This is a genomic window from Flavobacterium daemonense (assembly GCF_007341385.1).
Classification (GTDB): Bacteria; Bacteroidota; Bacteroidia; order Flavobacteriales; family Flavobacteriaceae; genus Flavobacterium; species Flavobacterium daemonense.
This window is the reverse complement of sequence record NZ_VJYD01000016.1, coordinates 83,398-105,275: the sequence shown is the minus strand read 5'-3', so window position 1 is coordinate 105,275 and position 21,878 is coordinate 83,398. Positions and strand designations below refer to the sequence as shown.

The following is a 21,878-nucleotide window of genomic DNA, read 5'->3' as shown; positions in this document are numbered from 1 at the left end:
TTTTGCTTCCTTTCTCAATCATAAATCTACTCAAAATTTCAAAAAACAAATCTAAAGGAGGAACGAGGAATCTCCGCGAGAAGCTCTATAAAGATTGGCGACTTAGTTTGCGGAGTTTCTAGTGTGATTTCTCGTTCCTCGAAATGACAAACTAAATTGACTATGTTTGTTAATACAAGTGAAACGCCTTTATAGACAAAGCAAAACTATGTATCTATGTGTTTAAAATATTATTTAAATTTAGAAATTGCCTGATTAATAAACTCCAATTCTGAAGTTGATAAATCGAAATCCATTGCTTTTGCGTTTGAAATGGCTTGTTCTGCGTTTCTTGCTCCGGCTAAAACAACTGCAATTCCTTTTTGTAAACTTGTCCAACGTAAAACCAATTGCGAAATAGAAATGTGTTTTGTGTTTGCTAATGAACTCAATTCTTCGACTAAAGTTTTTACTTTTTGAAGATCAAACTGTCCGAAATAACCATTTCTGTGATCGTTTTCTTTTAGTTTGCTGTCGGTGAAATATTTTCCAGTCAATAAACCTCTTTCCATTGGACTGTAAGCAATGATTCCGATGTTTTCTGACACTGTAAACGGAATTAAATCGGTTTCAATTTTGCGGTTCAGCATACTGTAAGCGACTTGGTTTGAAGCAATTTGAACTGTTTTTTGCGCTTCCTGAATTTGCGGAATACTATAATTGCTTACACCAAAAGCTCTGATTTTTCCTTGTTGAATTAAAGTTTCAATGGCTTCCATGGTTTCAGAAATTGGAGTAGTGGAGTCTGGCCAGTGAATTTGAAGCAAATCGATGTAATCGGTTTGAAGACGTTTTAAGCTTTCCTCAACTTCTTTTATTACGTTTGCTTTTGATGAATATTTGTAAATAGGAACTTTTTTGCCGTTATCGTCGGCATCAAAAAAGAAATCGCCTTTTCCGTTGTTGCTTCCGTCCCAAACCAAACCAAATTTGGTCAACAATTGTACTTTTGAGCGATCGTACGATTTTATTGCTTCGCCAATCATTTCTTCGCTTAAACCAAATCCGTAAAAAGGAGCGGTGTCGATTGTGGTAACGCCATGATCGATAGAAGCTCGAACAGATTCTATTGAATCTTTCTTTTCATTTCCGCCCCACATGTTTCCGCCAATGGCAAATGCGCCGTATGTAATTGCTGATAATTCAAGTTCAGTATTGCCTAATTTTCTATATTCCATAATGTTGTATTTTTAAATCTTAAATTTCACTTGGCAAAATTATACCATTTTTAAGAGTGTAAACTTGTATAAATTTGTCTTTTTTATGTAAATTTGCAACTTCAAATAATTCACAACTCATGAAAAAAGAAAATTTATACGAACCGTTTACCGTTTCTTTTGAAACTTTAGATGAATATCCGGATGTTGGCGATCGTCATAATTTTTTTGAATTAGTCTATATTTTAAACGGAACAGGAAGGCAGTGCATCAATAAAAATATTTTTGAATATGATGCCGGACATATGTTTTTATTGACGCCTGAGGATTGTCATAATTTTACAATTGAAACCAAAACGAAGTTTTTCTTTTTGAGGTTTAATGATATTTATTTGAAGAATTCGAGTCTGCAAAACGAGAATGTGCAGCGTTTGGAATATATTCTTCAGAACGCGAATCACCAACCGGGTTGCATTTTGAAAAATGATGCCGATAAATGTTTGGTGAAAGTAATGATTGAAGCGATTTGCAGAGAACACCAAGATAAGGATATTTACAATCAGGAATTGATTCAGCAATTGGTGAATACGTTGATTATTATTGTGGCTAGAAATATTGCGAAATATCTTCCTGAGCAAGTAAATGTGGGAACGGAAGCGAAAGCAATGGATATTCTGCAATATATTCAGACGAATATTTATTATCCTGAGAAAATTAAAGCGGAGTCGATAAGTGATTATTTCGGAATTTCGAATACTTATTTAGGACGTTATTTTAAAAAACATGCCGATGAAACGATGCAACAGTATATCAGCAATTATAAAACGAAACTGATTGAACATCGTTTGCAATTCAGCGATAAGCGAATTAACGAAATTGCGTATGAATTTGGTTTTACCGATGAAAGCCATTTCAATAAATTTTTCAAAAAGCAAAAAGGCTACAGTCCTTCAGAATTTAGAAAAACGATTCGATTGAGTGCATAGATTTTGTTTGCCACTAATTTCTCGAATTTGCACTAATTTTTAGCCACAGATTAAAGTGATTAAATGATTTTTTTGTTTATACGCAGATTTTGAATGATTTAGGCAGATTTGAAAATAAATTTACATAATCTGCTCAATCTGCGAGAGAAAAAAACAAGAATCCGTAAAAATCCGCGTTTTCGCAAAGCGAATCTGTTTTATCCGCGTACTTTATTCAATTTTTCGATATAAAATCAAAGCCCTTAGATAATCTTCTTGATTACACGAAGTTTATGCGTGTGTTTGTTTATTTCTGGATTGTAAATTCCGGTGTGATCTAAACGGTCGATACGTACTTTTCCGCTTGCGTGAATGATGTAGTTATTTTCCATTATGATTCCGACGTGAATAATATTTCCTTCGTCATTATCAAAAAAGGCCAAATCTCCTGGTTCGCTTTCTTCAATAAAACTTAAAGGTTCCCCGTCAAGTGCTTGTTGCGAGGCGTCACGATGAATTTTGTAGCCATTCAGCTTGTAAACCATTTGAGTGAAACCAGAACAATCGATTCCGAAAGGCGTTTTTCCACCCCACAAATAAGGAGCATTCAAATACATAAAAGCGGTGGTTATTAACGCGCTTTTTGGTTTGATGCCACTGGTTTTTGTCCCTTCAAAATCAAAATTTGAAATATTGATTTCGTTATTATTTAAAAAAGATAATGATGCTCCTAGGGGAATTGGGAGCAATAAATTGTCTGGAGCAGTGATGTAATCAATTAAATCGGCATTAAGAATAATTGCTTCTTTGCTCAACAGATTATAATTTGCCTCAGAAATTACCTGATATTGTTTAGAATCTACCCAGCCTACATAATCATCAAACTGAATTTTGATTTTTGCCCATTGATTATGGCGTTCTAAGATTTCGATATGCTCGCCAAACAAAAGCTGTGTAACGATTTCACTTCTGTCACTAGCTTCGGCTCGAACGGGTACTATGGCTAAATTGCAAATTCCGAACATTTAGGGTAATTTATAAGTTGAAAATTAGGAGTTAAACCAATAACTCCTAATTTGTTTTAATAGTATTTAAGCTTTTTCGATAACAATTGCAGATGCTCCACCGCCACCGTTACAAATTGCTGCAGCTCCAGTTTTTGCATTGTTTTGCTCTAAAACGTTTAATAAAGTTACGATAATACGTGCTCCTGATGCTCCAAGAGGATGTCCTAGAGAAACAGCTCCACCGTTTACATTCACTTTATTGTTGTCAAGATTTAAGATTTTTGAATTGGCTAAGCCAACAACTGAGAAAGCCTCATTGAATTCAAAATAATCAACATCTGAAATTGAAATTCCGGCTTTGTCCAAAGCTTTTGGTAATGCTTTTGCCGGACTCGTAGTAAACCATTTTGGTTCTTGAGCGGCATCTGCATAACCTTTTATGTAGGCAAGAGGTTTGATTCCTAATTCGTTTGCTTTTTCTTCAGACATTAAAATCAAAGCCGCAGCTCCGTCATTAATTGTCGATGCATTTGCAGCAGTTACAGTTCCGTCTTTAGTAAAAACAGGACTTAAAGATGGAATTTTATCTAATTTTACATTAGTATATTCTTCGTCTTTTGAAAAAATAATTGGTTCACCACGTCTTTGAGGCACTTCAACAGGAACGACTTCATTGTCAAATTTTCCGGTATCCCAAGCTTTTGCACTTCTTTCATAAGACTGAATTGCAAAATTATCTTGTTCTTCACGGCTGATGTTGTATTCAGTTGCACATAAATCAGCGCAAACTCCCATTGCGTTGTTATCGTAGGCATCTGTCAAACCATCTTTTTGCATTCCGTCAAGCATTGTTGCAGGACCAAATTTGTTTCCTGCACGCATTTGTACGTAGTGAGGAATCAAGCTCATGCTTTCCATTCCGCCAGCCACTACGATTTCAGCGTCTCCACAAGCAATTGCCTGTGCGCCAAACATTACAGCTTTCATTCCAGAGGCGCAAACTTTGTTTACTGTTGTAGCAGCAACTTCTTCAGACAAACCAGCAAAAAGCGCGGCTTGGCGAGCAGGAGCTTGTCCAACGCCAGCCTGAATTACGTTCCCCATGAAAACTTCATTAACTAATTTTGCGTCTAGGTTAATTTTTGAAAGGGCTCCTTTAATAGCGGCAGCGCCTAATTTTGGTGCGGGTACGGTAGATAACCCTCCCATGAAACTTCCGATAGGTGTTCTAACGGCAGAAACGATAACAACTCTTTTGTTCATTTTCTGTTAATATTAGTTAATCAAGCAAATTTACTGTTTATTTGAACAAATTCAAATTTTGTGTCAAATAGGGCGATTTTAAATTTAAGATGAAATTTTTGTTAATTCTATTCGTTTGATTGTGAACTGTTTTAGAAAAAAGATGAAAAAAACTTTAAAAAAAGCGCAAAAATAGTTGTGAGATATGGAATGTTGTCTTACATTTGCAACCGCAAAACAGAACACGTTTCTTGAGCTTGGAGAGGTGCCAGAGCGGTAATGGAGCAGATTGCTAATCTGTCGACGGGTAACCGTCGCCAGGGTTCGAGTCCCTGTCTCTCCGCTTAAATTTTGCCTTCGGGGTGTAGCGTAGCCCGGTTATTGTGTCCCGATTAAGATCGGGAAGACCACAGATACAAATCTATGTCTAATTCGGGGTGTAGCGTAGCCCGGTTATCGCGCCTGCTTTGGGAGCAGGAGGCCGCAGGTTCGAATCCTGCCACCCCGACGGAAACTTTACCATAAAGTTTTGAAACAAATGGACGCATAGCTCAGCTGGATAGAGCACCTGCCTTCTAAGCAGGCGGTCGAAGGTTCGAATCCTTCTGCGTTCACAAGAAGCCACTCAAATCGAGTGGCTTTTTTGTTTTGTATCTCTTCTTGAAATGAGTTATCTTGTCACTATCATCACTAATAAAAGTGAAAGTGAATAAAAAAGAAATCTCCAGTTTTTGGGTCTCTAGATTGAATTTCAAAAACGCTTTTTTATTCGAATTATAGACTCAGAAAAAGAATTCTTATTATCTCTCTTTGTATTAATTCTCTAATTAAAGGGAAAATCTTAACTTTTTAACACTCAAATGATTACTACGGTATTTATTGATAATTCAGTACTGATGGAGTTTTTTACCAAGTATTCAAAAACTATTTGTTTTTTTTCTAAAATCATAATCTTTTATGTGTACGAGCACATTTTTCTTTGTATTTCTTTTTTTATTAAAACTTAATATATATTTTTGGCGGTAAATGATGATAATTTTTATTGATTTATAAATTTTGATGTGTTAAAATTACATAAAAACTAAGTACTTGGATTTTAACTGTTGAAAATTTAAAAATAGTAAATTTAAAAATGTTGTTTCCAATATGTAAATAATGTTGTAATTGTCAAAGAAAGACAAAGTTTTATACACAGTTGTCACTTTCTTAATTTGAGTTTATAAAAATGCTGTTTTTAATAAGGTTTATTTACTTTAAAAAATGCTATAGTGAGTAATATGTCCTCAAAGTTGATTTCTTTATCTGAATCTGTTGCTTTATCTAAAGTAGCAGAAGGAAACGAATTGATATATACTCAGCTTGTTGAAAAATATTGGCAAAAAGTACTGCAACATGCGCTTAGTTATGTGAAGTCTTATCCAATTGCCGAAGAATTGACGCAAGATGTTTTTATTCAAATTTGGGATAAACGTGAAAAATTATTTGATGTCAACAGTTTTGATAATTATCTTTTCATCGTGAGTCGAAATTTGATCATTAGCCATATTCGAAAAAAACTGGTAGAAACAGATTCATTAAAGGGCGAAAAACTACAGGAGTTGTTCTTTAATCCGGACGATCAATATGAATTTAAAGAGTTGGTGGAAATAATAAACGAAGGCGCCGCACTTTTGCAGGAACCAAGGCGTTCTGTCTTTTTGCTTAGCAGAATGGAAGGACGCGATACCGACTATATCAGTAAAGAATTAGGAATTGCGACCAGAACAGTGCGATGGCATTTGTTACAATCGTTAAACTTCCTGAGAAACCACCTGCATAAACAATACAATGTCGATGTATTGCTCTGTATTTTATATAGTTTACTATTTTTTTGAAAAAAAATCATTTTTTCATTGCCACTTTTTCAACCTACTTGCGTCTTTATAATTGAAGGCTAGTTTAGGTCGCACAAAACCCTTTTGCTTATGTATCAAAAAGAAGAGTTTAAATTACTTATGGAACAATATGTTTCGGGAGAAATCTCGCCCGAAGGGAAAGCAAGATTACTTGCTATGCTTGATGATCCTGAATATTCTGGAGAATTTGATGCTGTTCTGAGAGAAAATTATGATTCAGTTGAAATTCACACTGCGAGCCCTGAAGCGACCCAAAAATTTATAACAAATCTGAAGAGGAGAATGGATGCTTTTTCTCAATCTGATGATTTAGATTTTCCAGTTATAAACTTCTTTAATTGGAGAAAAATAATGGCAGCGGCAAGTGTTTTATTTGTTGTAGGGCTTGGAACTTATTTTCTTTTTCAAAATGATAGCAAACATTTAAAGGTATTGGCATCAAAAAAAATAAATGATAAAGATGCAGGTAAAACTGGTGCCATACTCACTCTTTCAAATGGTTCTAAAATAGTTTTAGACAGTGTTGGGAACGGATTGCTGGCTAATCAAAACAATACAACTATTTCTAAAACGAATGGTGGTTTGGTTTATGAAGCAAATAATGATGCTCAAGTGGTTTATAATACCATGACTACTCCTAGAGCACGCCAGTATCATTTAGAATTATCAGACGGAACAAAAGTATGGCTAAATGCATCATCGTCAATTACTTTTCCTACTTCATTTGCGGCAAACGAGAGAAAAGTTGCAATAACTGGTGAAGTTTATTTTGAAGTTGCCAAAGATAAAACTAAACCTTTTAAGGTTGTTGTAAATGATATGCAGATCAATGTATTAGGAACTCATTTTAATGTAAATGCATACGAAGATGAAGCTACTGTAAATACAACCCTTTTAGAAGGGAGCGTTTTGATTACTGAAAAAAGTAAAAAAATAATTCTAAAGCCAGGACAACAAGCTCAAAAACAGAAGTCTGGAGTTATTGCTGTAAATGACAACGTCAATTTAGATGAAGCAATTGGGTGGAAAAATGGTTTGTTTTATTTTGAAAATGCAAATCTTCAATTGGTTTTGCGCCAATTGAGCCGTTGGTATGATGTAGATATTGTTTATGAAAATGGTGTGCCTTCGAGAGCGTTTGAAGGAGAAATTCAAAGAGATTTAAAATTGTCACAAGTATTGAGGATTTTAGAAAAAAACAAAGTTCATTTTAAAATCGAAGATAAGATTTTAAGGGTGATGCCAGATTAAATATAAGGGAGAAATCCTTTTAAAATAGTATTTATTGATCATAAAAAAAGCCAGCAAATGTTGGTAGCATTAGCTGGCTTGTTCCTCAAAATAAGGAACAGTTATGAGAAAATAAGTAAACAAACCAAGCAAGGAGAATTTATTATTAACCAAAACCATTACGAAAGTATGAAATTATTACCAAAACCAAAGCCAAAGAATTATTGGCTGTCATCAAAAACGCGGACAGTTATGAAATTAACATCCATACTGGTTATTGCCCTTACGTTTCAAGTTTCGGCATCAGTATCTTCACAAACCGTTACTTTTTCTGGAAAGAATGTCGCAATTAAGAAAGTGTTATCGGTTATAAAAAATCAAACCAATTATGTTTTTTTCTATGATGTCGAAATTCTGAAAAATGCCAAACCTATTTCGCTAAATGTTGTCAATGCTCCAATTGAAAAAGTATTAAAACTTACTTTTGAAAATCAGCCCATTACATGGATCATTGAAGGCAAAACAATTTCGTTTGCATTGAATACTGAAAAACCAAAAGTCAACACAAATCCGATAGCGGTTCAAAAGCAGATAAAAGGAAAAGTGGTTGATGAAACTGGTTTGCCTATTCCAGGTGCCAACATTACAGAGAAGGACGGAACTGCTTCTGCTCAAACCGACATGGATGGTAATTTTTCGATCACAGTTTCATCAGCAAATAGCACATTAGTTGTTTCTTATGTAGGGATGGAAACGCAGGAAATAAAGGTTAAAAATGAATTTTTATCAGTTGTTTTATTGCCTCAGAAACAAAAATTAGATGAGGTTTTGGTACAAGTTGCCTATGGAACTCAAAAAAAGAAAACCTTAACAGGCGCGCAGGCATCTGTAAATCAAAAAGCGCTTGAAAATCGTCCAATCACAAGTGTAACAACGGGAATTCAGGGAACGATGTCCGGAGTGACTGTAACCACTACAAATGGTCAGCCAGGGAAAGATGGAGCTTCTATTAAAATTCGTGGTATCGGAACTTTAAATAACAGTAATCCTTTAGTGGTTGTTGACGGAATAATTGCATCAATGAGTGAGGTAAACCCTTCTGATGTTGACAATGTTACAGTTTTAAAGGATGCCGCTTCATCTGCTATATATGGTTCTAGAGCCGCAAATGGAGTAATTTTAATTACAACCAAAAAAGGAAAAAAAGGAGGGGTTCAGGTTCATTTTGAGTCGAATACAGGATTGCAGAATTTAGGACCGTTGCCGGAATATTTACCGTCGTGGCAACAAGCAGAGATGTTTAACCAAGCAAAGTTAAATGAAGGAACATCTGTTGATAATTTACCATGGAGCGCTGACAAAATCCAAAAATTAAAGGATGGAAGTGATCCGTATAATTATCCTAATACTGACTGGTTGAAGTTATTTTATAACCGCGCAGCACTACAAACCAATCATTATCTTAGAGTAGGCGGAGGCGATGGAAACTCACAGTACTCTTTTTCTTTAGGATATTTTGATCAGTATGGCAATGTTGATGGATTGAGAAACCAAAAAGCTACAACTAGATTTAATATTAATACAAAGGTTACTGACAAGTTCAGCATAAACGGTAATCTTGCTTACCAATATATGCCAACAGTTGAACCAATTAGTTCTTATGCGCCTAGTTTTAGTTCAATGCTAAAGCTGCTTAATCGTATTTCTAATACAGTAGTAAATCAGTATCCAAATGGCCAATATGGCTATGTTGGAGACGGAAATCCAATGGCATGGCTGAACTCAGGTTCTGAAAATAAAACCATTGCAACTACACTTACTGCTAATTTTGGTGCTGATTGGGAAGTCGTGAAAAATTTACATTTTAGACCTGCATTGCAATATCGTGGCACTACAGGCGAAAGAAAACAATTCATGGAAAAAATCGAGTATTTTAGTCAGACTACTGGCGCAGCAACTAAAACTCAGGGACCAAATCAATTATATCAAACATCTGATAAAAATACGTATTATAATATTCAGGCTTTATTAGACTATAAGTTAGATCTTGGAGAAAAACATCATTTTAATTTTTTAGGCGGCGCTACTAAAGAATATAGTCTTTATCAATTCATGTCGGCTTATCGTCAGGATTTCTTAAATAATGAGTTGACCGAAATTAACGCAGGGCCATCTTCGGGACAAAAAACAGAAGGATATTCTAATGATTGGGCTCTACAAGGTTATTTTGGAAGATTCAATTATAACTATAACGACCGTTATTTATTTGAAGCGAATTACAGATATGATGGTTCTTCTCGTTTTACCGGAGACAACAGATGGGCAGCTTTCCCTTCGTTTTCTGCAGGTTGGAATATTTCAAACGAGCAATTTTTTGAACCAATCAAAGAAGTTGTTAATTCGTTGAAATTTAGAGCATCATGGGGACAATTAGGAAACCAGCAAGCGTCTTCTAATTATCCAACTTATGCAACCGTTGAATCTGGACAAAATTATTCTTTCAATCAGTCTTTGGCACCAGGTATTGCTCCAAACGATGGTGCTAATGCAAATGCCAAATGGGAAACTACAACGGCTACAGATTTCGGATTAGATGTCACGCTTTTAAATAACAGTTTGTCATTTACTGTTGATTATTTTACTAAAAAAACAGACGATATTTTGATGACTTTACCAGTTGGAGAAGTTTACGGATTAACTGCTCCAGTTGTAAATGCAGGTTCTGTATCTAATAAAGGCTGGGAATTTTCAGGAAAATACAATACAAATATTAATGAGGTTAAAATTGATCTGGGAGCCAATCTTACCTACATTAATAATGAAATTACCGATTTAAAAGGTGTAGGACCAATAGTGGGTGCAGGAAGTATAACATTCCAACAAGTTGGATACCCAATTAATTCACTATACGGTTATAAAGCTGAGGGCATATTTAGAACACAACAAGAAGTAAATGATCATGCTACTCAAGGTGCTACAACAGGACCTGGAGATTTGAAATATGAAGATATCAATAAAGATGGCAAGATTGATGCTAATGACAGAACATACTTAGGCACCTATTTTCCTAAAACAACTTACGGATTCAATATTGGGGCAACTTATAAAGCATTTGAAGTTTCTGCATTTTTTCAAGGGGCAGCTGGTGTAAAAGCCAATGTATCAACTATGATTGGGCAAATTGGAGGATCTAGTTCTAAGCCAACAACGGCATTTTTAGACAGCTGGACGGTTGATAATCCAGATGCTTCTTTCCCTAGATTATGGACTTCGTATAAACAAAATGATCCTGAAAGTACACCTTCTTCTTTTTGGGTAAAAGATGCTTCTTATCTGCGTTTGAAATCGCTGATGATTGCTTTTAATTTTCCTGAGAGCTTGAATAAAAAAATTGGAATTGCTAATGCCAAAATTTATTACAGCGGACAGAATATTCTAACGTTTACCAAATTTTACTCTTGGATTGATCCAGAGGTAGGTTCTAACGCTAGTATTTACAGTTATCCACAGGTGATTACAAACTCAATTGGACTTAGTGTCAATTTTTAATTAAAGACTTTTTTAAAAAATACGTTATGAAGAAAATACTTCTTTTTATATTTTTTGCAGTATTCCTAAGTTTGGGAAGCTGTCAGGATGACTTTTTAGAACGAGCTCCAAAAGATGCTTACAGCGATGCTTCATTATGGTCTTCAAAAGCCGATGCTTTGGCAGCTCTAAACGGATGTTATGCAGGATGGGAATCTGGAGCCAGTATTATTGGAGACGACTGTTTTACTGACAATGGTTTTGATCAGTTTGGATGGGATGGATATGAACCAATGGCTTCCGGATTAATTAGCCCGGGTGACGAATGGTTTCCTAATTTTTGGAGCTATAAAACCATTCAGAGATGTAATTGGTTCCTAAGTAATGTTGATAAAACTCCGGCATCTTCTTTAAGCGAAGACTTAAAAAATAGAATGAAATCTGAAGTTCGTTTTTTGAGAGCTTATCAATACTATAAAATGACGAACTATTATGGAGATGTTCCTTTGGTTAAAACTGCGCTAACTCCTGCGGAGGCAAATACAGTTACTCGCACGCCTAAAGAAGAGGTTATTGCTTTTGTTATTTCGGAATTAAATGAAATTGCACCGTTATTGCCTGTTAGCTATACTGGTTCTGATATTGGACGCATTACACGAGGTGCTACTCTTGGATTAAAATCAAGAATTCAGCTTATTCAGGGAGATTATGCTGGAGCGGCTGCCACTTCTGCTTTATTGATGAGTGCTCCTTTTACTTACTCTTTATTTCCAAATTTTGAAGAGCTTTTCAGACCAATAAATCATGATAATCAAGAAACGTTGCTAAACTGCCAATCTTTGAAAGACCTTAATTCAGAATGGTATCCAATTGTGTACGCTCCAAAATCGCAAGGAGGATGGAGTTCTTATGCTCCAACACAAGCACTTGTTGATAGCTACGAAACCATTAATGGAAAAACAATTGAAGAAGATCCTACTTATGACCCCTTGCAGCCTTATAAAAAGAGAGATCCACGTTTAGATATGAGTATCATTAGACCAGGATCTTACTACATGGGATCTTATTTTAATCCTTATGGAGGTGACGACGATTACAATTTGGTAATGGACAACACTTCACAAACTGGATATAATCTTAAAAAATACATTTCTAATCTTGATGATTATAGAGGTACTGATTATGGTACTGATATTGACAATGTGGGTGGAGCAGTAATGGTAATTAGATACGCCGAGGTTTTATTGACTTTTGCTGAAGCTAAAATTGAGTTGAACCAACTTGACCAATCAGTGTATGACGCCATCAACAAAGTAAGAACCCGAGCAGGAATGCCTAATGTCGATAAAACGATTTATAATAATCAATCCAAAATGCGAGAGTTAATCCGTAGAGAGCGAAGAGTAGAATTGGCTTTTGAAGGAGTAAGATTTGTTGATATAAGACGTTGGAAAATTGCAGAGCAAGTGATGCCCGGAATCGTGAAAGGAATTTCAGAAGGATCTGTTGATCCTACTAATGGAAATCTGACTTTGCAGCCAAATACAACAAAAGAAGTTACTAAACGTGTTTTTACGAATCCTAAACACTATCTATTGCCTATTAAACAAAAGGAAATTGATATTAATAAGAACCTAAAACAAAACCCAGGTTACTAAATACTATATAATTGGTTAATGTAGTTTTTAATTTTATTTGAGTTGAGAGAGGAGCTCGTGCTCCTCTTTTCAATTTTTATCGTTTGCCTATTTATATTTTTTTAACTCATACATGCATTAGATTTTATCTTGTCATTTGGTTTTAAAAAAGTAAAAATTGGCTTGCGATCACCTGAAAACCATTTTAATAAAATGTAATTATGAAAAAAATATTTTCGTTATTCGTTTTCCTTTTTTTTGCAAGAACCATCATACTTACAGCACAAGTACAAACAGTTTCGCAAACATGGACAGCAGATAATAGCGATGGAACTTTTAAAAACCCATTGCTGTGGGGGGATTGGCCAGATCCTGATTTGATTCGGGTTGATGATGAATTTTATTTTGTTTCTACCAGTATGCACTATGTCCCGGGATGTCCTATTTTAAAATCAAAAGATTTGGTAAATTGGGAAATGGCCGGTTATGCGGTAGATAAATACAAGGAGGATTCTCGTTATAATTTGCAAGGCGGTGATCGATATCTTAGAGGTTCTTGGGCGGCAACAATTCGCCATCATAACGGATTGTTTTATGTCGGATTTTGTACTCCAAATTGGGATAAAGAAAAAGGAAACTTCTCTATTTGTACTTCAAAAAATATAAACGGTCCTTGGACAAGAACCATATTTCCAGAATATTTATATGATCCGGGTTTGTTCTTTGATGATGATGGAAAAGTTTATGTGGCGCATGGGCAACAAAAACTTTATATAACCGAATTAAATGCAGATGCTTTATCTGTTAAAACACCTCAGAAAGAGATTTATAATAATCGTGAATATCCTTATTTAGAGGGATCGCATATGTATAAAGTTAATGGGAAATATTATATTCTGGGTTCTACAGGCGGTACAAAAGGACGTCAAGTATGTTTGAGATCAGATACTATTTATGGGCCTTATGAATCAAAAGTGGTAATTAATGACGACCATACTTATCCAGGTAATGGCTTGCATCAGGGCGGAATGGTTCAGCTAAAAGATGGTTCTTGGTGGTTTATCATAATGCAGGATCGCGGGCCCATAGGACGTACTCCAAATTTAGAACCTGTGACTTGGGTTGATGGATGGCCAATGCTAGGAGTTGATGGCAAGGGAGTTGAAACGTATAAAAAGCCTAATACTAAAGAAACATCTTCGATTAAAGTACCCGCTACATCTGATGAATTTAATGTCCAAAACCTTGGATTGCAATGGCAATGGAATCATAATCCTGATGATAAAAAGTGGTCACTTAAAGAACGTAAAGGTTATATGCGACTAAAAGCTTTGAAAGCGAATCGACTTTATGAAGCCCAAAATACGTTAACACAAAGAGTGCAAGGCCCTTTTTCTACGGGAACCGTAGAAATGCAGACAAATGGCTTGAAAGACGGGAATACTGCAGGTTTTGGGATTTTTCAAACGCCATACGCTTACGTTGCTGTACAACAAAAGGGGAAAGAGAAAAACATAGTGATGGTAAATAATGATACGATCATAGCTTCTGTAAAATTTACCGGAAATACAGTTTGGTTTAAAGCAAATGTAACGCACGAAAACTATCTCGCAACTTTTGAATACAGCACAGATGGTCAAAAATTTCAGCCTATTGGAAATACTTTAAAAATGGGACTTGGCTTAGACTGGACGGCGAATCGTTTTGCGTTGTTCAATTTTAGTACTACAACTTCAGGTATTGATGGTTTTGCTGATTTCAATTGGTTTCATTTTAACAATGAAAATGCATTTAAGAAAGACGAAGCATTCATAATTCCGAAGAAATTTGCTCACCCGGACAGAGTTCGTTATGACGGAAAAGGGATGATTATTGAGGGAAAGGAATTCTTTACGTACAGTGCTGCTTTCCACTATTTTCGTTGTCCAAAAGAACTTTGGAGAGATCGTTTTAAAAAGATAAAAGAAGCGGGATTCAACACTGTAGAAACGTACGTGCCGTGGAACTGGCATGAACGTGAAATGCCGGACAGTATTGATGACTACTCTAAATTTGATTTTTCAGATTTGCTAGCTTGGTTAAAAATGGCACACGAGGAATTTGGTTTCTACACCATTGTTCGTCCAGGCCCTTTTATTTGTGCAGAATGGTCAGGAGGAGGATATCCGCAATGGTTGGCAAAATACACGCCAGGTACAGAATCTTTTTGGCTTCGTAGTGCCGATCCAGAACATATAAAATGGTCGCAACATTGGTATAAAGCCGTATGTAAAGCTTTAGAAAATGAACAAATTTCGAGAAAAGGAAAAGGAGAAAAAGGAATCATTTTGTTTCAAATCGAAAATGAATACGATGCCGATGAATCTGCAAATAAAGAGATTTTGCTCAATGGACTTTACAATTCTGTAAAAGAAAACGGGATTGATATTCCGATGTTTACTTGTCTTACAAATGAGTGTCGTAACAGTAAAGATCCAGAACTTTCGCAAGTTTTTGATTGTGATAATTACTATGTTGGGCTAAATGAAGCTCCGGGCTGCGCTATCAGAATGGCAGATCTTCGAAATAAACAGCCTAATGCACCCGGATTTGTAACGGAACTTCAAGGCGGATGGTTTTCTTTAGTTAATGGTAGGCTAAGTGAAGATAATTATTCGGATGCGCGTCATTATAAAGCCATCAATGTAATGAGTTTATTGGGCGGAGCATCGGGATTAAATGCATACATGTTTTTTGGAGGAACTCATTTTGAAGGTTGGGGAGCACGCGGAATGACGACTTCGTACGATTATAATGCGCCAATAAGAGAAAATGGGGCTCTTAGCTCAAAATATTATGTAGCACAAAAAATTGGAGATTTTATAAAAGAATATGGAACAAAATTAATGCAGTCAGAAGGCGGACCATGCAATTTGATGATTGATGGAAAACCCGCTCCGAAAAATCTTTTTGGTGGCGTTCGTATTGCTCCTGATGGGACAAAATTCGTTTTCCTGCATAATACAGATGATAAAAAGCCTTTTTCAGGAAAAGTTACACTGATTCCGGGAAAAATTAACAAAACCAGCGAGCCTATTTATAATATCAACCAAAATGGCGAAAAAGTATTAATCGAAACAAATGAAGTAAAAAAGAATGAAGTGATAAATATTTCTTCTTTTGATGTTGATTTCGAATTGGCCGATTTGGATGCAAAAATTCTGGTGATTCCTGGTGGAAAAAGTGCTTCTGAGGGAAAATGGTGGCCCTTAAATATTGAGACTGATAAAAAAGTTTCAATTAATAAAAAAAGTGTCCGTATTTCAAAAGTATCGATGAAGGAAGATCCACTGGAAAAAGCGAAATGGGAGCCTTTGAAAACAGAAACTTCTTTGTCAGAAAATGGAGTAAACGACTTTAGATATACTTATTACAAAGCAAATATTAAACTAACGGCAAGCGAAGCCAAGAGCCAAAATAAGCTGTTATTTAATATGTTTTCCCGAGATATTGTCAACGCGCAAATCAATGGACAAATTGCTAAAAGAATTTTTCCTGATAAAGCCGATGCTCAATCTTGGCCGACTCGCGATTGTTTCGTGCGAATTGCACCAAATGTATTTGATAATCAGTTTGATGTTTCAGGATTGTTGAAGGAAGGAAATAATGAAATTGTAGTTGTTTATGAAAATTTAGGTCATGCGCATGGTTATATGCCTATGGAAGAGCTTGCGGGTATTAAGCGCGCAGGTTTGTCTGATTCCCAAATCAAAATAAATTATGAACTAACATGGGAAGTTGCCAAGAATATTACTGGAATAACCGAAGGGTTTGAAAAGCCAGAGCTAAAAACTTCTAATTGGAAAAAAATCAATCTTGACACAAATGTTGCGCTTTTGAGAAAAGGCAACGGAGTTCAGATCAAAGCAAATCCTACAAGTTTAGTTACGTGGTACCGAGCAGAATTTAATCTTCCTGAAAATATTGATTCTTCGGCCACTTGGAAACTTTTGATTAATGCTTCAGGAAATGGTTATATCTATTTAAATGGGCACAACATTGGGAGACATTGGGAAATTGGACCACAACGCGAATTCTATTTGCCAGAATGTTGGTTACGCTATGGAAAAAATGAAAAGAATGTTATTAGCATTCAGCTTCGTCAAACAGAGAGTGGTGCCGCTATAAAAGGATTGGAAATAATAGAATATTGAATAGTCAAGTATAAAATTAAAAATCATGTTTAAATTCACTCGATATTTATTTGTATTTAATATAGTTTTTTTTCTAGGCAATTTTGACGGGTATTCACAAAAAGCCAATTCCGACGAAATGAATGCATCGGCAAATAATCCTCGAATTAGTTTAAATTTTAATACCAATTGGGCTTTTTTCAGAGGTGATGCTAAAGATGCTGAAGCAGTAAATTATAACGACAAAAATTGGACTTCAGTAAGTATTCCGCATACCATGAGCCTTGAAAAAAAACACAATGGCGATAACATTATTTATCAGGGAATTGGCTGGTATCGCAGGTATTTTAAAGTGGATAAATTAAATCAGGATAAGAGAATCACTCTAAATTTTGATGGTGTTCAGATGAATTGCGAAATCTTTTTAAATGGTGAAAAACTAACAACTCATTATGGTGGATACATTGGTTTTGTGGTTGATATAACTGATAAAGTTAAATTCGGAGGAAATAATGTTTTAGCCGTTCGAGTTTCCAGTGAAAACGATCCACAAACGCCACCAGGCAAGCCACAATCTGGATTGGATTTTTATTATTATGGAGGAATATATCGCGATGTCACTCTAAATATTACTAATAAATTGTATATCTCTGATTCGCTTGAAGCAAATAAAATAGCAGGTGGCGGACTTTTTATTGCTTATCCAAAAGTAAGTAATGAGAAAGCCGAAGTTAGCATAAAAACTCACGTTGTTAATGAGGCTAAAACAAGTAATGAAATTGTTTTAAAGACCGTTATCAAAGATAAAAATGGCATTGAAGTAGCAATGTCTAGTAGCAAAGAATATTTTTCAGGAGATAGGGATTTCCAGCAAAGTCTCGTGATTTTAAAACCAAAATTATGGCATCCGGATCATCCGTATCTTTATAAAGTGGTATCTCAAATTTACGACGGAAAGAAACTTTCAGATGTCAAAGTCACAACAATTGGTGTCCGAACGATTTCTTTTAAATCTCCAAAAGGAGAAACAGATGGTTTTTATATCAATGGCGAAAAGTTGTATTTGCGTGGCGCCAATCGTCATCAATGTTATCAGAATATTGGGGATGCAGCTTCTAATTCAATGCAATTTCGCGATGCTTTGCAAATAAAAAAAGGAGGATTTAACTCAGTAAGAGCATCACATTATCCACAATCTCCAGCATTTTTAGATGCTTGTGATCAAATAGGTTTATTGGTTATTGAATGCGAACCAAGCTGGCAATTTTTTAATAAAGATTCCATTTTTATTGCACGCACGCATCAAAATGTTCGGGAAATGATTAGAAGAGATCGTAACCGTCCATCCATTTTTTTATGGGAAACATCATTAAATGAATCCCCTACACCAGATTACTGGGCTAAAGAAATTGTACAGGTTGCACATCAGGAAATGCCAAACGATCAAATGTTTACTTCTGATGATTTCTTTGCAAAGGGAGAAAAATTCTATGATGTAAGTTATAAAGTAATTAATGAAGATGGTACAGATCCTATGCCTACGATGCCTTCATTAACGCGAGAATGGGGAGACACTTGGATGGCTGATCCTGCAAAAGAAAATGGACTTCGTGCTTCTAGAATCTACACAGAAAAAGGGCTTTTGGCACAATGTTTTTTGAGGCAAAATGCGCTGAATGGAAGTATGTTGGAAGAAGAAGGTGCTTACTGGGATCATGCCAGATTGGATGCCAATAAAAGAATTGGAGGTTATTTTTTATGGAGTTTCAATGATTATACCAGAGGTTCTGATTCGATAACTGCTTTTAGCGGAGTAGTTGATATAGATCGCTATGAAAAATTCGGGTATTATTATCTGAAAGCGATGCAGAATGCGCGAAATCCTGTTTATGGACCAATGGTATATATTGCCAGTTACAATAATCGCCCTGATCTGGATTCCGTTATTACTGTATTTTCTAACTGTGATGAGGTAAAATTGTACCGAAACAACATTTTAATTGATAAAATGACAAGGATCGAAAATGCTAAAACGGCGCCATTTATAGTGGCCAAAGGAGGAAGTCCGTATTTTAATTTTAAAATGGTCGATTATCAACCTGGCGAATTAAGAGCTGAAGGGATAATGGATGAAAAAGTTGTTTGTTCTCATATTGTTAATACGCCAGGTGTGGCCGATCATCTTGAAATTGAAGTGGCAGATCGAGGTATTAAACCTGTCGCTGACGGATCTGATATGGTGGCTTTTTACGTTAAAGTATGCGATAAAAACGGAACAGTTCTTAGTAATAAAAATCCGTTAGAAACTTACAAAATTGATTTGCAGGTAGAAGGAAATGGAACTTTAATAGGAGCCAATATTCCAAGAATTAATATCGCTTCACAAAGAACAGAAGGAGGAATTGGCTATGGAATTATTCGCACAGGAACTAAGGCTGGTGATATTGTGATTAAAGCTTCGAGTACTGGACTTAAAGCAGCTAAGACGGTCGTCAAAACAATTCCCTATAAAGGAAAATATGTTTTAGATGGCGAACATGCAAAATGGGAGAATGAAAGAGAAACTAATCCGGAGCAAACGGTTTTGAATAATGTAAAATCTGAAGTGCCTCTTTCGGTTATAAAACTTTCTCCAGATAAATTTGTTTTGTCTGCTGGTATTGAAAAAAAAGGCTTAGAAAATATTTTAGATGCTAATTCTTCTACACGTTGGACAGCTTCAAAGAATGATTTGCCAATTACCATGCAGATTGATCTTGGTGAAAAAAAGACATTAAAAGGCAGTAAGATTATTTGGGGAAAAGACAGTGATTGGTACACTTATTCTTTTGAAGTTTCAGAAAATGGTACAGAATGGACCAATGTTTTTAAAGATAAAAAAGTCTCAGGTCAGGATTATAAAATGTTGCTTTATGATTATAAAAACATACGATTTCTGAGATTTATTTTTTCAGAAGTACAGCCTAAAAATAGCACAATAGTGATTAAAGATATTGAAATATACGGGATTTCAATGTAAGTTTTATCGTTAATCAACGGTCTCTTTTAAAGGGAAAATAATGTAAATACCCGCAAGAATAAAAGTGAACTTATAAATCAGTTATTTAAGAATTTATAATAATTTAAAATATCATCATAATGAAAAAAAGTCTTCTTATTTTATCCATTTTCTTATTGCTGGCCGCAAATGCAAAAGGACAATCCAAACATACCTTTGCAATTTCAAATGGCAATTTTTTATTAGATGGCAAATCCATTCAAATTCATAGTGGAGAGATGCATTATGCCCGAATTCCAAAAGAATATTGGCGTCATCGTTTGCAAATGATGAAAGCAATGGGACTAAATGCCGTTGCAACGTATATTTTTTGGAATTATCACGAAATTGCCCCGGGAGTTTGGGATTTTAAATCCGAAAACAGGAATATAGCCGAATATATAAAAATTGCCCAAGAAGAAGGGCTTTATGTAATATTGCGTCCGGGACCATATGTTTGTGCCGAATGGGAATTTGGCGGTTATCCGTGGTTTTTGCAAAAAGTTCCAGGAATGGTAATTCGTGGAAATAATAAGCAATATTTGGCAGCGACAAAATCTTATTTTACAGAACTTTACGGACAAGTAAAAAACTTATTGATTACAAACGGCGGGCCGATTATAATGGTTCAAGGTGAAAATGAATTCGGATCGTATGTAGCACAACGTAAAGATATTCCGGTTGAAGAACATAAAAAATATAGCGCAGCTGTTTTTCAACAGTTAAAAGATGTTGGTTTTAATGTGCCATTTTTTACTTCTGACGGAAGCTGGCTTTTTGCAGAAGGTGCTCTTCCCGGAGCTTTGCCAACTGCTAATGGAGAAGACAATGTAGATAAATTGAAGGAAATCGTAAATAAATTTAACGGAGGAAAAGGCCCTTATATGGTTGCAGAATTCTATCCAGGCTGGTTGGATCATTGGGCAGAACCTTTCCCAAAAGTAAGTGCTGAACAAGTAGCAAAACAAACTAAAAAGTATCTTGATGGCGGAGTTTCTTTCAATTATTATATGGTTCACGGAGGAACAAATTTCGGATTTACTTCTGGTGCGAACTATGATGGAAACCACGATATTCAGCCAGATCTTACATCATATGATTATGATGCGCCAATAAGCGAAGCGGGTTGGGCAACTGAAAAATATAATGCTATTCGTGATCTGTTGAAAACGGCTAAAACACCAGAAGTTCCGGCAAAAATAAATGTAATTTCAATTCCTGAAATCAAGTTGACTAAAGCAGTAACATTAGAATCGTTTAAAAACAAAATCAAACCAATAAACAATGAAACTCCGTTGACTTTTGAAGAGTTGAATCAAGGCCATGGCTATGTTTGGTACAGCAAGAAATTCAAACAGCCAATAAGTGGAAAACTACAGTTAAACGGACTTCGCGATTATGCGATAGTTTATGTTAACGGGCAAAAAATAGCTGAACTAAACAGCTATTATAAAAATTATGAATGTACTATTGATGTTCCTTTTAATGCTACTTTGGATATTGTTGTCGAAAATATGGGGCGCATCAATTACGGCGCAAAAATTATAAACAGTACTAAAGGTATAATTTCGCCCGTAATTATTAACGGTGAGACTATAACAGGCGATTGGAATATGTATCCGTTGCCAATGGACAAAATGCCAAATTTGTCGGAAGCAAAAAACAATGCTAAAGCCGGTCAACCTGCACTTTATCAAGGTACTTTTAATTTGTCTAAAAAAGGAGATACTTTTCTTGACATGCGTGAGTGGGGTAAAGGAATTGTTTTTATTAACGGAAAAAATATTGGACGCTATTGGAGCGTTGGGCCACAACAAACTTTATATGTTCCTGGTTGTTGGTTGAATGAAGGAAACAATGAAATTGTGATTTTTGAACAAAAAAATGACAAACTTCAGACAAGCGTAAAGACTATTGAAACGCCAGTTTTAGAGGACTTGCGAAGTGATAAAGAAGAATCTAAATAACA

At 35.5% G+C, this 21,878-nt stretch carries 11 protein-coding genes and 3 tRNA genes; 11 read left to right on the top strand and 3 right to left on the bottom strand.

Annotated elements, in window-relative coordinates:
- Positions 1–230: 230 nt before the first annotated feature.
- The gene (locus tag FND99_RS17685; RefSeq protein WP_144339263.1) at positions 231–1,217 is read right to left on the bottom strand and encodes an aldo/keto reductase; all 987 of its coding nucleotides are present in this window, start codon (positions 1,215–1,217) and stop codon (positions 231–233) included.
- Positions 1,218–1,336: 119 nt separating this feature from the next.
- On the opposite strand from FND99_RS17685, the gene FND99_RS17680 reads away from it, so the two are divergent.
- Positions 1,337–2,182, top strand: coding sequence for an AraC family transcriptional regulator (locus FND99_RS17680; RefSeq protein WP_144339262.1), 846 nt, complete (start codon positions 1,337–1,339; stop codon positions 2,180–2,182).
- 242 nt (positions 2,183–2,424) lie between these two features.
- Here FND99_RS17680 and FND99_RS17675 read toward each other — a convergent pair whose 3' ends face one another.
- Both FND99_RS17675 and FND99_RS17670 read right to left on the bottom strand, forming a co-directional pair.
- Positions 2,425–3,186, bottom strand: a complete 762-nt coding sequence (locus FND99_RS17675) for a C40 family peptidase (protein ID WP_144339261.1) — start codon at positions 3,184–3,186, stop codon at positions 2,425–2,427.
- Positions 3,187–3,252: 66 nt separating this feature from the next.
- Positions 3,253–4,431: an acetyl-CoA C-acyltransferase gene (locus tag FND99_RS17670; RefSeq protein WP_144339260.1), complete on the bottom strand. Its 1,179-nt coding sequence runs from the start codon at positions 4,429–4,431 to the stop codon at positions 3,253–3,255.
- 238 nt (positions 4,432–4,669) lie between these two features.
- Here FND99_RS17670 and FND99_RS17665 point away from each other — a divergent pair.
- The 10 genes from FND99_RS17665 to FND99_RS17620 all read left to right on the top strand — a co-directional run bounded on the left by FND99_RS17665 (position 4,670) and on the right by FND99_RS17620 (position 21,876).
- A tRNA-Ser gene (locus tag FND99_RS17665) sits at positions 4,670–4,753 on the top strand.
- Positions 4,754–4,843: 90 nt separating this feature from the next.
- Positions 4,844–4,918, top strand: a tRNA-Pro gene (locus FND99_RS17660).
- A 32-nt stretch (positions 4,919–4,950) separates the two neighbouring features.
- A tRNA-Arg gene (locus tag FND99_RS17655) sits at positions 4,951–5,024 on the top strand.
- Between the two features lie 663 nt (positions 5,025–5,687).
- Positions 5,688–6,284, top strand: coding sequence for a sigma-70 family RNA polymerase sigma factor (locus FND99_RS17650; protein WP_246074242.1), 597 nt, complete (start codon positions 5,688–5,690; stop codon positions 6,282–6,284).
- Positions 6,285–6,374: 90 nt separating this feature from the next.
- Positions 6,375–7,556, top strand: coding sequence for a FecR family protein (locus FND99_RS17645; protein WP_144339258.1), 1,182 nt, complete (start codon positions 6,375–6,377; stop codon positions 7,554–7,556).
- A gap of 231 nt (positions 7,557–7,787) precedes the next feature.
- Positions 7,788–11,084, top strand: a complete 3,297-nt coding sequence (locus FND99_RS17640) for a TonB-dependent receptor (protein ID WP_162615574.1) — start codon at positions 7,788–7,790, stop codon at positions 11,082–11,084.
- A 26-nt stretch (positions 11,085–11,110) separates the two neighbouring features.
- The gene (locus FND99_RS17635) at positions 11,111–12,721 is read left to right on the top strand and encodes a RagB/SusD family nutrient uptake outer membrane protein (RefSeq protein WP_144339256.1); all 1,611 of its coding nucleotides are present in this window, start codon (positions 11,111–11,113) and stop codon (positions 12,719–12,721) included.
- A gap of 200 nt (positions 12,722–12,921) precedes the next feature.
- Complete coding sequence (locus FND99_RS20265; protein WP_211356642.1) at positions 12,922–16,893, top strand: beta-galactosidase; 3,972 nt, start codon at positions 12,922–12,924, stop codon at positions 16,891–16,893.
- A 25-nt stretch (positions 16,894–16,918) separates the two neighbouring features.
- Positions 16,919–19,891 (top strand): glycoside hydrolase family 2 TIM barrel-domain containing protein, encoded by a 2,973-nt coding sequence (locus FND99_RS17625; protein ID WP_144339255.1) that lies wholly within the window; start codon positions 16,919–16,921, stop codon positions 19,889–19,891.
- Between the two features lie 119 nt (positions 19,892–20,010).
- Positions 20,011–21,876 (top strand): glycoside hydrolase family 35 protein, encoded by a 1,866-nt coding sequence (locus FND99_RS17620; protein ID WP_144339254.1) that lies wholly within the window; start codon positions 20,011–20,013, stop codon positions 21,874–21,876.
- Positions 21,877–21,878: the final 2 nt, after the last annotated feature.